The organism is Erwinia sp. TECH1, assembly GCF_054057575.1.
Genome location: NZ_JBSRZK010000001.1, coordinates 3,332,798 through 3,347,282, shown reverse-complemented (window position 1 = coordinate 3,347,282; position 14,485 = coordinate 3,332,798). Strand labels below are relative to the sequence as shown.

The window sequence follows — 14,485 nt, the reverse complement described above, 5'->3', positions numbered from 1 at the left end:
CCGGAAAAAAGGGGGATTGGCTATGATAACAATCCCGTTACGCGATAGGTAGTAGCGGCGCGCCGCGCGGCGGATTATTTTTCAGGGATCCGCCGTCGCGCGCGCTGTTTTGCCGATCCGCAGCGGCGTACGCAGCCGCTGCGCCAGGATCACGCCGCATAACGTGACGCCGCCGCCGATAAAGTGATAGCTGTGCAGCTTTTCATGCAGAAAAAGCACGGCGATAACTGCTGTAAAGACAGGCGTCAGATTCATAAAAATCGAGGCGGTGCTGGCACCCATGCGCATCACGCCCTGGATCCATAAAAACGGCGCAAGAATAGAAGCCGGAAGCGCGGCAAACAGCACCAGCGGCAGGTTATGCGCGTTCAGCGCCACGTCTTTTGCCAGTAAAAAGCCCGGCAGCAGCAGTATGACGCCAAACACAATTTGCACGTACAGGCTTTGCCAGTTTGGCAGCGGGATCGCCCAGCGACGGGTCAGCACGCCATACAGCGCGTAAGAGGTGGAAGCGGCAAACAGCATCAGCTCGCCCGTGCCCATGCCCTGCGTCAGCAGCCGTTCGGGACTGCCCTGGCTAATCAGCCACACCAGCCCACCAAAAGAGAGCACGCTGCCGATAAGAATGCCCAGCGTGGGCGCCACTTTCAGCAGCACAATGCTGATCAGCACGGTCAGCAGAGGGATCAGCGAAACCAGAATACCCATCGAAAGCGCGCTGACGCTGTGCGCGGCATAGTAGGCAAGGCTTTGATAAAGCACCATGCCGAGCAGACCCAGCGTCAGCAGCCGCCACCACTGCTGCCTGACCTGCGTCCGGTTGCGCCATACCGCAGGCAGCACGAAGGGCGTCAGCGCCACCAGCGCTATCAGCCAGCGATAAAAGGAAATAGCGGCAGGATCGATAACGTTCGCCGAGACTTTGCTGACGATGGCGTTAAACGACCAGATCAACACCGCCATCAAAGGATAAAGAAAATTCATTGTCGAGCCTGAATCAGTAATAAGAGCCGAGAGTGTACCCGTCTGCGGCTACAAATAAATAACCTTTATTACCGCTGCCTGATTTTTCTCCTGCCTCTTCTCTGCATAGTAAAGCGTCACTGCGTAAAACCCTCCAGGCGGAAATAAGAAAAGGCTATGGCAAAACGGCCTGAAGCCTTTTACTCCTTTTTCGGCAACGTTCAGAATTAATTCAGGAAATGACAGTTTTATGACGGCGAAACTGAAAAAAGGAATTTGCACGAGCTAAGCGCTAACGTCCACTACGCTAAGGCAGGAATTACGATGAGTTATTCAGCAAAACCGCCATCCACGCTGGGCGATGGGTTATCCAGTCGCCAGGTCACCATGATTTCCATCGCCGGGATTATCGGCGCCGGTCTGTTTATCGGCTCTGCCAGCGCCATTGCCACCGCAGGGCCGGCTATCTTAATTTCTTATATATTAACGGGTTTTTTGGTGCTGCTGGTGATGAGAATGCTGGGAGAAATGGCGGTTATGCAGCCTGACTCCGGCTCCTTTTCCACCTACGCTTCACGGGCGCTTGGCCCCTGGGCAGGCTTTACCATTGGCTGGCTCTACTGGTGGTTCTGGGTGCTGGTGATCCCGGTGGAGGCGATAGCCGGCGCGAACATCCTTCATACCGCTTTACCCGCCGTGCCCGCCTGGGTTTACACACTCTCTATTATGACTCTGCTGACCTGCACCAATCTTTTCAACGTGAAAAACTTCGGCGAGTTTGAATTCTGGTTTTCCCTGATTAAAGTGGTGGCTATCCTGGCTTTTATCGCGGTGGGCATCGCGGCGGTCGCGGGCTACTGGCCTCTGGCACACGTCAGCGGCGTGTCGCGCCTGTGGGATAGCGGCGGCTTTATGCCACACGGCGGCGGCGCGGTGCTTTCCGGCGTGCTGATCACCATCTTCTCCTTCTTTGGCGCGGAAATCGTGACCATTGCCGCCGCCGAGACAAAGGATCCGGGGCAGCAGATCCGGCGCTCGACTAACCTGGTGGTTTACCGTATTGCCTTGTTCTATCTGCTGTCGATTTTCCTGGTGGTGTCGCTGGTCGCCTGGAACGATCCACAACTGAAAGAACAGGGAACCTTTCAATACGCGCTGAACGTGCTGCATCTGCCGGGCGCGGGTATCCTGGTCAGCTCGGTAGTGTTTATCGCCGTATGCAGCTGCATGAACTCCGGGCTGTATACCGCCTCCCGCATGTTTTACTCGCTGGCGCAGCGTGGTGATGCGCCGCAGGCCGGCGCGCGAATTTCCGCCGGCGGCGTGCCCCGCGTTGCCGTACTCAGCTCAACGCTGGCCGGTTTTGCAGGCTGTTTCGCTAACTACGCTTTTCCCGGCAGGGTTTTCGACTTTCTGCTTTCCACCACCGGCGCCATCGCGCTGCTGGTCTATCTGGTTATCGCCGTTTCCCAGCTGATTATGCGCCGCAGGCTGGAACGCAGCGGCCGGACGCCGGAATTTAAGATGTGGCTGTTTCCGTGGCTGACGCTGTTTACCATCGGCATTATTCTGGTGGTATTGGGCTATATGTTTATTTCGCCCGATTATCGTTATGAAACGCTGATGACCGCCGCCGTGGCCGCTATCGTGCTGATGCTGAGTTTTATTGTCACGCGCAGGCGCACGGCGCAGACGCAAAAAATCGGCAGCGGCAAAATGCAGCCTCGCGAGGTGCAAACGATGCGTTAACGGAGGTTGCTGACAAAATCATCCTCTGTCATCAAGTCGCGTTCAGGCCGGTGAAAAGCAGCGGAGGCCGGAACAACTCGTCCACGGGGGCTCGTTTCGCGCATCCATGCGCGAACGGCTGGCCGTTCAGCCTCTGCTGCTGTGAAGCTGCCGTTTCGCGGCAAAAAATCCAGGCCGTACGAACCCTCTGGCTTTGTCAGCAGTCTGAGCCATTCCTGCGAATGGCTTTGTTAGTGGCCGTCGCCACACCGCGCAAACAGGCGAAAAACAGGGCGAATAACCGGCCGCCGGGCGCTATGCTTGAAGAAAGGTTTTCGCTGTTTAGGCGCCCTCTATCATAAGGCCAGACTATGACCCGGTTTAGTTCGCCCGATGCGATCCGCGACGCCTTTTCCAAAGCGATGTCGCTGATGTACCAGCAGGAAGTGCCGCAGTACCGCACGCTGTTGCAGTTAGTGAAAGAGGTGAACGCCCGCTATTTGCAGGCCCATCCCGAGACCTTTGCGGACGCCGACAGCGCGCCGGAGCTGAACCGGCTGGCCGTTGAACGGCACGGCGCTATCCGCCTTGGCAAAGCGCAGGAGCTGGCGACCATGCGCCGACTGTTTGCGGTAATGGGCATGTATCCGGTCAGCTATTACGATCTTTCTGCGGCAGGCGTGCCGGTGCACGCTACCGCTTTCCGCCCCGTCGACGCGCGTTCGCTGCAATATAATCCTTTCCGCGTGTTTACCTCGCTGCTGCGCCTGGAGCTGATCGATGATGACGGACTGAAGCAGAAGGTGAGCCAGATCCTCGACCAGCGGAATATCTTTACGCCGCGTCTGCTGGAACTGCTTGAGATCGGCCATGCTCAGCAAGGCTTAACCGCCGCACAGGCGGATGAGTTTGTCGCCGAAGCGCTGAAAACCTTTCAGTGGCACAGCGAAGCGCAGGTGGACGGGGCAACTTATCAGTCGCTGCTGGATCAGCACCGCCTGATTGCGGACGTGGTTTCTTTTAAAGGGCCGCACATTAACCACCTTACGCCGCGCACGCTGGATATTGACGCCGTGCAGCGGCAGATGCCCGCTTATCAGATCGTGCCGAAAGAGAGCATTGAAGGGCCGCCGCCGCGTCGCGTGCCCATTCTGCTGCGTCAGACCAGCTTTAAGGCGCTGAGCGAAAAAATCACCTTTACCGACAACAGCGAGGGCAGGCACACCGCGCGCTTTGGTGAAATCGAGCAGCGCGGGCTGGCGCTGACGCCCGCAGGCCGTGCGCTTTACGATCGGCTTTTGCAACAGCCGACGGCGGGGGATAAAGCCGCCGGGCTGGCCGCGAACTTTGCCGCTTTCCCGGATGATATGCACGAGCTGCGTCGGCAGAAGCTGGGCTATTTTAGCTATCGGCTGTCGGCGGGCGCGACGCTGCCGGAGCAGGCCAGCCGTGAGCAGCTGCAAAGCCTGATCGACGACGGCACCATAGAGGCCAGGCCAGTGGTTTATGAAGATTTTCTGCCGGTCAGCGCCGCGGGCATTTTCCAGTCGAACCTGGGCAGCGAAAGGGGAGCAGCGGGCAAGGGCCATCCCAATCAGTTGGCCTTTGAGCAGGCGCTGGGCTGCGCGGTTATCGACGAGTTTTCGCTGTATCAACAGCTGGAAGAGGCGTCGCTGGCGGCCATTTTCGATCGCCCTTGACCGCGCTCTGTCTTTGACGTGGCTGCCGACTTAAGCCTAAAGTTAGCGCGGCGCACAGGCCGCTTTTCAAGGAGAATTTTATGTATACCCGGCTGGCTATTCTGCTGCTATCCCTGTTTCTCGGCATGGGGAACGTTTATGCAGCCACCACGCAGGAAGTGGATCAGCGTCTGGATGTTCTGTTTGGCTCCCATCAGAAATACCAGGATTTTCTTGGCGAACTGCAACAGGCGGTGGCGGCAAAAGACAAAGCCAAAGTGGCGACGATGATTGCTTATCCGCTTGAGGTCGGTTTAAAAGGGAAAGCGAAAACCTATCGCACTGCGGCAATGTTAAAGAAGCACTACGGCAGCGTATTCACGCCTGATTTAAGCCGCGTCATTATCGCGCAGAAATATGAAGATCTGTTCGCCAGGGATCAGGGCGTAATGGTGGGCGACAGCGGCCAGCTGTGGTTTAGCGAAGTGTGTCAGGACAAAGCCTGTCACAACACCCGCGTGCTGATTACACGCATCAATCAGTAGCCGATAATGCTTCAAGGACTCAATCATTTAACGCTGGCCGTTACGGACTTACGTGTTAGCCTGGCATTTTACCAGCGGCTGGCGGCCTGTCGCAAAAACCCTTATGCAAAAATGATCTTTAAATAGGGCGGCTTATTGGCTCGCCGCACCACGGGCTTATCCCTTTCCCGGCTTTATGGCAGAATAACGTCCCTCACTGTTACCGAGCAGGAACCCCGATTGTGAAAATTCTCGTTGATGAAAACATGCCCTATGCGCGCGAACTGTTTAGCCGCACGGGCGATGTAGTGGCCGTTCCCGGCCGTCCCGTCCCGCAGGCCGAGCTGGATGACGCTGACGGCCTGATGGTGCGCTCCGTGACCAAAGTCAATGCGGAGCTGTTAAACGGCAAGCCGGTAAAATTTGTCGGCACGGCCACGGCAGGCACCGATCATATTGATGAGGCTTTTCTGCAACAACAGGGGATCGCTTTTTCGGCGGCACCGGGCTGTAACGCCATCGCCGTGGTGGAATACGTTTTCTCTGCGCTGCTGTTGCTGGCGGAACGCGACGGCTTCGCGCTGAAAGATCGCACCGTCGGCATTGTCGGCGTCGGCAACGTCGGCGGGCGCCTGCAGGCTCGTCTTGCCGCGCTGGGGATCCGCACTTTGCTTTGCGATCCTCCGCGTGCCGATCGAGGCGACGAAGGGGACTTCCTGCCGCTTTCACAGCTGGTGGCGGAAGCCGATATCCTGACCTTCCACACGCCGCTGTTTAAGCAGGGCGCCTACAAAACGCTGCATCTGGCCGACGAGGCGCTGCTGCGGGCGCTGAAACCCAACGCTATTCTGATCAACGCCTGCCGTGGGCCGGTAGTGGACAATCAGGCGCTGCTGAAGGTGCTGGAAACGCGCCGCGATCTCAGCGTGGTGCTGGACGTGTGGGAGCCGGAGCCGGAGCTTTCCCTGCCGCTGCTGGAAAAAGTGGATATCGCCACCGCCCATATCGCGGGCTACACCCTGGAAGGGAAAGCGCGCGGCACCACCCAGGTATTTGAAGCCTGGACGCAGTTTTTAGGCAACCCGCAGCAGGTGGCGCTGGAAACCCTGCTGCCCGCGCCGGAGTTTGGTCAGATCACGCTGCGCGGCGAACTGGATCAGCCGACGCTGAAAAGACTGGTGCATCTGGTGTATGATGTGCGCCGCGACGACGCGCCGCTGCGAAAAGTGGCGGCCGTACCGGGTGAATTCGATCGCCTGCGTAAAAATTATCTGGAACGTCGCGAATGGTCTTCGCTGCGCGTGCAGTGCAATAGCGAAAGCACCGCGACGCTGCTGTCGGCGCTGGGTTTCAGCGCGTACTGGCAGGCCGATTGCTAAAAATTTCAGGCGGCGCGCCCCCACGTAAGGGCGCGACGCCCGCTACGAACAATTCTGAATCGTCGGGCGGTGTCGTCACCGCCCTCTGTTTTTTATGTACATTATCTGGAGTAAACCAACATGTCTGACGGCTGGAATATTGCGCTACTGGGCGCGACAGGCGCAGTAGGGGGAGCAGTACTGGAATTACTGGCCGAGCGTCAGTTCCCGGTTGGTGAGCTGTATCTGCTGGCGAGCGAACGCAGCGCGGGCGAAAACCTGCGTTTTGAAGGCAGAACGCTGCTGGTTAACAACGCCAGCGAGTTCGACTGGTCGCAGGTGCAGCTGGCCTTTTTCGCCGCCGGTCGCGAAGCCTCGGCGCGCTATGCCGAAGAAGCCGCGAGCGCGGGCTGCCTGGTGATCGACAGCAGCGATCTTTTCGCGCTGGAGCCGGACGTGCCGCTGGTGGTGCCGGACGTGAACCCGCAGGTGCTGGCCGACTACCGCAACCGCAATATCATCAGCGTGGCCGACAGCGTCACCAGCCAGCTGCTCTGCGCGATCAAACCGCTGGTGGATCAGGCGGGCCTGAGCCGTTTGCAGGTGACCAGCCTGATTGCCGCTTCGGCACACGGCAAGGCCGCTGTGGACTCGCTGGCGGGCGAAAGCGCGCGGCTGCTGAACGGGATGCCGGCGGAAGAGAACTTCTTCGGTCGCCAGCTGGCTTTCAACATGCTGCCGCTGCTGCCGGACGCCGAAGGCAGCGTGCTGCAGGAGCGCCGCCTGATCGATCAGGTGCGTAAAGTGCTGCAGGATGAAGGGCTGCCGATTTCGGTCACCACCGTTCAGGCGCCGGTTTTTTACGGCAACGCGCAAATTGTGCACGTGGAAAACCTGCGCCCGATGTCGGCGGAAGAGGCGCGCGAAGCGCTGATGCAGGCGGAAGATATCGCGCTTTCCGATGAAAACGACTATCCGACGCAGGTCGGCGACGCATCGGGCAGCGCACTGCTCAGCCTGGGCTGCGTGCGCAACGATTACGGCATCCCGGAGCTGCTGCAATTCTGGTCGGTAGCGGACAACGTACGCTTTGGCGGCGCGCTGATGGCGGTGAAAACCGCTGAGAAACTGGTACAGGAGTACTTCTGGTAATGTCGGCGCCGCAAACGTACAAACTGGCGCTGGGCATTGAGTATGACGGCAGCCGCTATTACGGCTGGCAGCGGCAGCAGGAAGTCAGAAGCGTGCAGGAGAAGCTGGAAAAAGCGCTCTCTAAGGTGGCCGATCATCCGGTGGTGGTGTTCTGCGCAGGCCGAACCGATGCGGGCGTGCACGGTACTGGCCAGGTGGTGCATTTTGAAACTACCTCGCTGCGTAAAGATGCCGCCTGGACGCTGGGCGTCAACGCCAACCTGCCGGACGATATCGCCGTGCGCTGGGTGAAGCCGGTTGCGGACGATTTTCACGCCCGCTTCAGCGCCACGGCGCGGCGCTATCGTTACGTCATCTATAACCGTCGTCTGCGTCCGGCGATTTTGCACGGCGGCGTAACGCATTTTTACCATCCGCTGGATGTGGAAAAAATGCAGCGGGCAGGGCAGGCGCTGCTGGGCGAAAACGACTTTACCTCTTTTCGCGCGGTGCAGTGCCAGTCACGCACGCCCTGGCGCAACGTCATACACCTTAATGTCAGCCGTCACGGGGCTTACGTGGTGGTGGATATCAAAGCCAACGCTTTTGTGCACCATATGGTGCGCAACATTGTCGGTAGCCTGATGGAAATAGGCTGTGGAAATCAGCAGGAAAGCTGGATGGCCGAGCTGCTGGCGGCGAAAGATCGCACGCTGGCGGCGGCAACGGCGCGGGCCGAAGGGCTTTATCTGGTCGCGGTCGATTACCCGGAACGTTATGATTTACCCCGTCCGCCGATGGGGCCGCTATTCCTCGAGGATTAACGCATTAAGGAACCTGTATGGAAGTGATTCACACCGTCATCGACTTTATTTTGCACATTGATGTGCATCTGCAGGCGATGGTTGCACAGTATGGCGTCTGGATTTATGCCATTTTGTTTTTGATTCTGTTTTGCGAGACGGGGCTGGTGGTGACGCCTTTCCTGCCCGGCGATTCGCTGCTGTTTGTGGCGGGTGCGCTGGCGGCTATCCCGGACAGCGCGCTGAACGTGCACGTGATGGCGCTGCTGCTTTGCGTGGCGGCGATTGTCGGCGATGCGGTGAATTACACCATCGGACGCCTGTTCGGCAATAAGCTGTTCAGCAATCCGAACTCAAAAGTTTTCCGCCGCAGCTACCTGGATAAAACGCATCAGTTCTATGAGCGTCACGGCGGCAAAACGATTATCCTGGCGCGCTTTGTGCCGATAGTCCGCACCTTTGCGCCGTTCGTCGCCGGTATGGGCAAAATGTCCTATCGCCATTTTGCGCTGTTCAACGTGGCGGGCGGTATTCTTTGGGTGGTGCTGTTCTCTTATGCCGGCTACTTCTTCGGCAACCTGCCTGCTATCCAGCAAAATCTGCACTATCTGATCGTCGCTATTATTCTGGTTTCGGTTCTGCCAGGCGTGGTGGAAGTGTTACGTCATCGCCGCGCGGCGCGTCAGCAGAAGCCGCAATAGCCTCTCTGTTATCGTCCGTCCGCCGGTAGCGGCGGCGGACGAGTTCCTTCCTGATGCTTTTGCTCATAAAATACGTTTTCATGGTCGTTGCTGACCGCTTCGCGGCATGATAAATAAACAGCCCGGCCCGCCCGTGCGCGGTGGCGCAAAAGGGAAACGCGGGCCGTTGACGAATTGGTAGCGCGCAAAACGGTTTTATGATGTAATACCGCCTAATTCTCAGGCGATAATCTGTGTTAAGTATCTGATTTAGCACAATAAACAACATAACAGGTCATCAATGAGCTGGATTGAAAGAATTCTCAACAAGAGCACAATCACCCCATCGCGCAAAGCCAGCATTCCGGAAGGCGTCTGGACCAAATGCGACAGCTGCGGCCAGGTTCTCTACCGTGCCGAGCTGGAACGCAATCTGGAAGTTTGCCCGAAATGCGATCACCATATGCGTATGCACGGACGTGACCGTCTGCACAGCCTGCTGGACGAAGGTTCGATGACCGAACTGGGCAGCGAGCTGGAACCGAAAGATGTGCTCAAGTTCCGGGATTCCAAAAAATACAAGGATCGTCTGGCCGCGGCGCAGAAAGACACCGGCGAGAAAGACGCGCTGATTGTGATGAAAGGCACGCTGCACGGCATGCCGGTTGTGACGGCCGCGTTTGAGTTCTCCTTTATGGGCGGCTCGATGGGCTCCGTGGTTGGCGCTCGCTTTGTGCGTGCCGTTGAGCAGGCGCTGGAAGACAACTGCCCGCTGATCTGCTTCTCCGCCTCCGGCGGCGCCCGTATGCAGGAAGCGCTGATGTCGCTGATGCAGATGGCGAAAACCAGCGCCGCGCTGGCGAAAATGCAGGCGCGCGGTCTGCCTTATATCTCCGTGCTGACCGATCCGACCATGGGCGGCGTTTCCGCCAGCTTCGCCATGCTGGGCGATCTGAACATCGCCGAGCCTAAAGCGCTGATTGGCTTTGCCGGCCCACGCGTGATCGAACAGACCGTGCGTGAAAAACTGCCGCCGGGCTTCCAGCGCAGCGAATTTTTAATCGAGAAGGGCGCTATCGACATGATCGTGCGCCGTCCGGTGATGCGCTTTAAGCTCGCCTCCGTGCTGGCGAAGATGATGAATCTGCCGGCGCCGCAGGAAGAGCGCGTGCCAGAGGTGGAAGAGGCGCCGCAAAGCCCTGAAGCCTGACCGATGTCCGAAAGGGCGCGCGTCGCCCTTTCACCAATGAACCGTAACTTGTGAACGGGATACATGGATACTCTTCCTCAAGCCACGTCGCCTCTGGCCACGTGGCTTCATTATCTTGAGAATCTGCATTCTCAGGCTATCGAACTCGGGCTGGCGCGCGTTCAGCGCGTCGCCGCACGGCTTGACCTTCTTAAACCTGCTCCGTTTGTTTTTACCGTCGCCGGCACCAACGGCAAAGGCACCACCTGCCGGACGCTGGAAACGCTGCTGATGGCCGCCGGCTATCGCGTCGGCGTCTACAGCTCGCCGCACCTGGTGCGCTATACCGAACGCGTGCGCATTCAGGGGCTTGAGCTGGCCGAAGCGGAGCATACCGCCTCATTTGCCGATATTGAAAAAGGGCGCGGCGACACTTCGCTGACCTATTTCGAGTACGGTACGCTTTCCGCGCTCTGGCTGTTTAAGCGTGCGCAGCTTGATGTGGTGATCCTGGAAGTGGGGCTGGGTGGCCGCCTGGACGCGACCAATATCGTGGATGCCGACGTATCGGTAATCACCAGCATCGCGCTCGATCATACCGACTGGCTTGGCCCGGATCGTGAAAGCATTGGCCGCGAAAAAGCGGGCGTCTTTCGTGGCGGCAAGCCTGCTATCGTTGGCGAACCTGATATGCCGCATACCATTGGCGAAGTGGCCGATGAGCTGGGCGCGCAGTTATTGAAGCGTGGTCGCGACTGGTCTTACCGCGTTGGCGGGCACGACTGGAGCTTTACCGACGCGCGGGGCACGCTGAACGGCCTGCCGATGCCGCAGGTGCCGCTGCCGAATGCCGCCACCGCGCTGGCCGCGCTGCGCGCATCATCGTTAAAAGTTGATGACGCCACGCTTTACGAGCTGGACAAAGCGATTTTGCCCGGTCGTTTTCAGACCGTTGCACAATCGCCGCGCATTATTCTGGATGTCGCGCATAATCCTCATGCGGCTGGCTACCTGGCCGAACGCCTGGGCGAGCTGCCGAAAGCCGGAAAGGTCCATGCGGTGGTCGGCATGCTGCACGACAAAGATATCGCCGGGACGCTGGCCTGCCTGGCGCCGCAGGTCGACTACTGGTACTGCGCGCCGCTGGCAGGGCCACGAGGCGCAAGCGCGGAGCAGCTGCTGGCGCATTTGCCGGGCGCGCAGGCCTGTGCCAGCGTGGCGGCGGCGTTTGACCAGGCGCGGCGACAGGCCGGGCCGCAGGATATCGTGCTGGTGTGCGGTTCTTTCCACACCGTAGCGCAGGTAATGGAAACGATGGAAACGGAGAGTGGCAGTGGCAAGTAAGTTTCAAAATCGTTTGGTCGGAACGGTGATCATCGTGGCGCTGGGCGTTATCGTGCTGCCGGGCCTGCTGGACGGTAAGAAAAAGCACTATAAAGAAGAGTTCGCCGCGATCCCGCTGGTGCCTAAGCCTGGCGATCAGCAGGAAACGGAGATGGTGCCGCCGGTCACGCAGTCGCTGCCAGCCCAGCCGCCGGAAGGCGCGGGCACAGCGATAGCGGGCCAGACCAATGAAAATACCTCGCAGGCTGAAAGCGGCTCTACCGCGCCGCAGGCGGGCAACCAGCCGACCGTGGTGTCGCCGCCGCCGGTAAGTCATGTTGTGACGGAAAAACCGGTCGAAAAACCCAAAGCGCAGCCAAAACCCGTAGAGAAGCCGAAGGCGGAACCTAAGCCGGTAGCGAAGCCGGAAACCAAACCGGAACCGAAACCGGAGCCGAAGCCCGTACAGCAGGAGAGCGCGCCGGCAGGTCAGGCGTGGGTCGTGCAGCTGGGGGCGCTGAAGAACGCCGCTAAGGTTAACGAAATCGTCGCCTCGCTGCGCCTTTCCGGCTATCGCGCCTTTACGGTGCCGTCAACGCCGGTGCAGGGCCAGATTACCCGCGTTTATGTCGGGCCGGACGCTTCAAAAGCGAAGATGCAGGCCGCCGTGGGCGAGCTGAAAGGCATCTCCGGACTGAGCGGCGTGGTAAAGCCTTATAGCGCACGTTAGATTGTTGCTATCGCAGCAAGAGACGGCGCCTTTCAGGCGCTGAAATCGGGCTGTCGTTGTGCCGTTTCAGGCGAGGCGGCAGCCCGTAAAACAAAGTAAATCAAACAGTTGCCGGGACGAGTCGGCCAGCCTGTTTTCCCGTTATCTCTGCAGGTTTTGCGCTGGTTTTTTTCACGCCCGGTTTTCATCAGGACGGTTAAGGAAAAGCTACGCAAACGTTTTCTTTTTCTGTTAGAATTCGCCCCGAACTCAGGTTGTGTCCCTGTGCTGCCCGTGCCGACGCGGCAGACAGCAGAGGGATGCAGCCTGATCAGAGGCACAGTCGCTGGAAGAGTTCATGGTCTGGATAGATTACGTCATTATTGCGGTTATTGGTTTTTCGGCTCTTGTCAGCCTGATCCGCGGGTTCGTTCGGGAAGCACTTTCGCTCGTCACCTGGGGTTGCGCATTTTTTGTCGCCAGTCATTATTACTCCTTCCTTGCTGTCTGGTTCACAGGTTTTGAAGACGAACTGGTTCGAAATGGAATCGCCATCGCGGCATTGTTTATCGCCACGCTGATTGTCGGCGCGATAGTCAACTATGTGATTGGCTCGCTGGTTGAAAAAACCGGCCTGTCGGGAACCGACAGGGTGCTGGGAGTCTGTTTCGGGGCATTACGCGGCGTACTGATTGTGTCGGCCATGCTGTTTTTCCTTGATACCTTCACCGGCTTTTCCAAAAGCCCGGACTGGCAGCAGTCCCAGCTGATTCCCCAGTTTAGCTATATAATCAGGTGGTTTTTTGACTACCTGAAAAGCACGTCGAGTTTTTTACCCCGGTAATTGAGCCGGGGTTGCGGCTTATGAGGAAATGACCACATGTGCGGTATTGTCGGGATCGCCGGTTTTATGCCGGTCAACCAGTCGATTTATGATGCGTTAACGGTGCTGCAGCACCGTGGCCAGGATGCCGCAGGCATCGTTACCATTGATGCCCTGAACTGCTTCCGCCTGCGTAAAGCAAACGGCCTGGTGAGCGATGTTTTTGAAGCCCGCCATATGCAGCGTTTGCAGGGCAATATGGGGATCGGCCACGTCCGCTACCCGACCGCCGGAAGCTCCAGCGCTTCTGAAGCGCAGCCCTTCTACGTTAACTCGCCTTACGGCATTACGCTTGCGCACAACGGTAACCTGACCAACGCCCACGAGCTGCGCAAGCAGCTGTTTGAAAGCGGCCGCCGTCACGTGAACACCACTTCCGATTCGGAAATCCTGCTGAATATTTTCGCCACCGAGCTGGATCGTTTTCAGCACTATCCGCTGGAAGCGGAGAACATCTTCGCGGCGGTGGCGGCGGTGCACCAGCACGTGCGCGGCGCTTATGCCTGCGTAGCGATGATTATCGGCCACGGCCTGGTCGCCTTCCGCGATCCCAACGGCATCCGTCCGCTGGTTATCGGCAAGCGCGCAATGAAGGACGGCCGCAGCGAGTATATGGTGGCTTCCGAAAGCGTGGCGCTGGATACGCTGGGCTTTGAGTTCCTGCGCGACGTGGCGCCGGGCGAAGCGGTTTACGTCACTGAGAAAGGGCAGCTGTTCACCCGTCAATGCGCGGAAAACCCCAAATGCAACCCGTGCCTGTTCGAGTACGTCTATTTTGCCCGCCCGGATTCCTTCCTGGACAAAATTTCCGTATACAGCGCCCGCGTGCGCATGGGCACCAAGCTGGGCGAAAAGATCGCCCGCGAATGGGAAGACCTGGATATTGACGTGGTGATCCCGATCCCGGAAACCTCCTGCGATATCGCGCTGGAAATGGCGCGCATTCTGGACAAGCCTTACCGTCAGGGTTTTGTGAAAAACCGCTACGTGGGCCGCACCTTTATTATGCCGGGCCAGCACCAGCGCCGCAGCGCGGTGCGCCGCAAGCTGAACGCCAACCGCGCGGAATTTCGCGGTAAGAACGTGCTGCTGGTGGACGATTCCATCGTGCGCGGCACCACGTCGGAACAGATTATTGAAATGGCGCGCGAAGCCGGGGCGAAAAAAGTCTATCTGGCTTCCGCCGCGCCGGAAATCCGCTTCCCGAACGTCTACGGCATCGATATGCCAAGCGCGACCGAGCTGATTGCGCACGGGCGGGAAGTGGACGAGATCTGCAAGCTGATCAAAGCCGACGCGCTGATTTTCCAGGACCTGGACGATCTGATTGAGGCGGTGCGCGAAGAAAATCCGGATATTGCCCAGTTTGAATGTTCGGTGTTTAACGGCGTCTACGTGACGAAAGATGTCGATCAGCGCTATCTGGAGCATATCCAGTCGCTGCGCAACGACGACGCAAAAGCGCTGGCGCGCCAGAACGAGGTCGAAAACCTGGAAATGCACAACGAGGGCTGA

The 14,485-nt window shown here is 58.5% G+C and carries 13 protein-coding genes and 1 pseudogene; 13 read left to right on the top strand and 1 reads right to left on the bottom strand.

Annotation, left to right across the window (positions count from 1 at the left end; genetic code table 11):
- Positions 1–81: 81 nt before the first annotated feature.
- Complete coding sequence (locus ACVWZ0_RS15620) at positions 82–984, bottom strand: DMT family transporter (RefSeq protein WP_253459710.1); 903 nt, start codon at positions 982–984, stop codon at positions 82–84.
- Between the two features lie 303 nt (positions 985–1,287).
- On the opposite strand from ACVWZ0_RS15620, the gene ACVWZ0_RS15615 reads away from it, so the two are divergent.
- From ACVWZ0_RS15615 to purF, 13 genes and pseudogenes are all read left to right on the top strand, one after another.
- Positions 1,288–2,712 carry an amino acid permease gene (locus tag ACVWZ0_RS15615; protein WP_253459713.1) on the top strand — a complete coding sequence of 475 codons (1,425 nt, stop codon included), beginning with the start codon at positions 1,288–1,290 and terminating at the stop codon, positions 2,710–2,712.
- A 350-nt stretch (positions 2,713–3,062) separates the two neighbouring features.
- Complete coding sequence (hglS, locus tag ACVWZ0_RS15610) at positions 3,063–4,391, top strand: 2-oxoadipate dioxygenase/decarboxylase HglS (RefSeq protein ID WP_253459717.1); 1,329 nt, start codon at positions 3,063–3,065, stop codon at positions 4,389–4,391.
- 80 nt (positions 4,392–4,471) lie between these two features.
- Positions 4,472–4,915, top strand: a complete 444-nt coding sequence (locus tag ACVWZ0_RS15605) for a hypothetical protein (RefSeq protein ID WP_253459719.1) — start codon at positions 4,472–4,474, stop codon at positions 4,913–4,915.
- 6 nt (positions 4,916–4,921) lie between these two features.
- Positions 4,922–5,008: pseudogene (locus ACVWZ0_RS15600) on the top strand (glutathione transferase); the annotation flags it as partial.
- 128 nt (positions 5,009–5,136) lie between these two features.
- Positions 5,137–6,273 (top strand): 4-phosphoerythronate dehydrogenase PdxB, encoded by a 1,137-nt coding sequence (gene pdxB / locus ACVWZ0_RS15595; RefSeq protein WP_253459722.1) that lies wholly within the window; start codon positions 5,137–5,139, stop codon positions 6,271–6,273.
- Positions 6,274–6,393: 120 nt separating this feature from the next.
- On the top strand, positions 6,394–7,404 hold the full coding sequence (locus ACVWZ0_RS15590; protein ID WP_253459725.1) for an aspartate-semialdehyde dehydrogenase: 1,011 nt from the start codon (positions 6,394–6,396) through the stop codon (positions 7,402–7,404).
- Entirely contained in the window at positions 7,404–8,207 is an 804-nt protein-coding gene (gene truA, locus ACVWZ0_RS15585) for a tRNA pseudouridine(38-40) synthase TruA (protein WP_253459728.1), read from the top strand. The genes ACVWZ0_RS15590 and truA overlap by 1 nt, the downstream gene beginning before the upstream one ends.
- A gap of 17 nt (positions 8,208–8,224) precedes the next feature.
- The gene (locus ACVWZ0_RS15580; protein ID WP_125288277.1) at positions 8,225–8,887 is read left to right on the top strand and encodes a DedA family protein; all 663 of its coding nucleotides are present in this window, start codon (positions 8,225–8,227) and stop codon (positions 8,885–8,887) included.
- Between the two features lie 280 nt (positions 8,888–9,167).
- Positions 9,168–10,076 carry an acetyl-CoA carboxylase, carboxyltransferase subunit beta gene (gene accD / locus ACVWZ0_RS15575; RefSeq protein WP_125288276.1) on the top strand — a complete coding sequence of 303 codons (909 nt, stop codon included), beginning with the start codon at positions 9,168–9,170 and terminating at the stop codon, positions 10,074–10,076.
- Positions 10,077–10,139: 63 nt separating this feature from the next.
- Complete coding sequence (gene folC / locus ACVWZ0_RS15570) at positions 10,140–11,399, top strand: bifunctional tetrahydrofolate synthase/dihydrofolate synthase (RefSeq protein ID WP_253459731.1); 1,260 nt, start codon at positions 10,140–10,142, stop codon at positions 11,397–11,399.
- Positions 11,389–12,108, top strand: a complete 720-nt coding sequence (gene dedD, locus ACVWZ0_RS15565) for a cell division protein DedD (protein WP_253459733.1) — start codon at positions 11,389–11,391, stop codon at positions 12,106–12,108. Before folC ends, dedD begins: the two co-directional genes overlap by 11 nt.
- 337 nt (positions 12,109–12,445) lie before the next feature.
- Positions 12,446–12,931, top strand: a complete 486-nt coding sequence (gene cvpA, locus ACVWZ0_RS15560) for a colicin V production protein (protein ID WP_125288273.1) — start codon at positions 12,446–12,448, stop codon at positions 12,929–12,931.
- Between the two features lie 36 nt (positions 12,932–12,967).
- The gene (gene purF, locus ACVWZ0_RS15555; protein ID WP_125288272.1) at positions 12,968–14,485 is read left to right on the top strand and encodes an amidophosphoribosyltransferase; all 1,518 of its coding nucleotides are present in this window, start codon (positions 12,968–12,970) and stop codon (positions 14,483–14,485) included.